The organism is Nonomuraea composti (assembly GCF_012034275.1).
Taxonomy (GTDB): Bacteria; Actinomycetota; Actinomycetes; order Streptosporangiales; family Streptosporangiaceae; genus Nonomuraea; species Nonomuraea composti.
Window position 1 is genome coordinate 1 of the sequence record NZ_JAATEP010000158.1, and the last position, 723, is coordinate 723.

General features: G+C 67.4%; 1 protein-coding gene. It reads right to left on the minus strand.

All coding sequences use genetic code 11. From position 1 onward, the window contains the following. The coding region (locus tag HCN51_RS57775) for a complex I subunit 1/NuoH family protein (protein ID WP_206069133.1) at positions 1 to 723 on the minus strand (723 nt) is incomplete at both ends.

Genomic DNA, 723 nt, shown 5'->3' on the forward strand with positions numbered 1-723 from the left:
GACGGTGTCGAAGCGCATCCAGATGGCCAGCGCGCCGATCACGATGACCACGCCGAGGCCGATGCCGAGCGTGCGGTTGCCGTCGTTGACCACGACGTTGCGCACCGCGGCCACCAGCAGGATCCAGGCCAGGTTGACCGGGATCAGCACCTTCCAGCCCAGCGACATGAGCTGGTCGTAGCGCACCCGCGGCAGCGAGGCGCGCACCCACACGATGAAGCAGAAGGTGAGCACGAACTTGATGAAGAACCACAGCACCGGCCACCAGCCCTGGTTCGCGCCGTCCCACAGCGAGATCGGGAACGGCGCCCGCCAGCCGCCCAAAAACAGGGTGACCGCGATGCCGGAGGCGGTGAAGGTGTGCAGGTACTCGCCCATCATGATGAGGGCGAACTTCAGCGACGAGGAGTACTCGGTCTGGAAGCCGCCGACCAGCTCGCCCTCGCCCTCGGGCAGGTCGAACGGGATGCGCGCGGCCTCGCCGAACATGCAGATCACGTAGACCAGGAAGGACGGGATGAGCAGCACCGCGAACCAGGTCTGCTCCTGCGCCTTGACGATCTCGGAGGTCGACAGGGTGCCGGCGAACAGGAAGATCGCCACGAACGACAGGCCCATCGCGATCTCGTAGGAGACCACCTGGGCCGCCGAGCGCAGCCCGCCCAGCAGCGCGTACGGCGAGCGCGACGACCACCCGGCCAGCACCACCCCGTACACCGACAC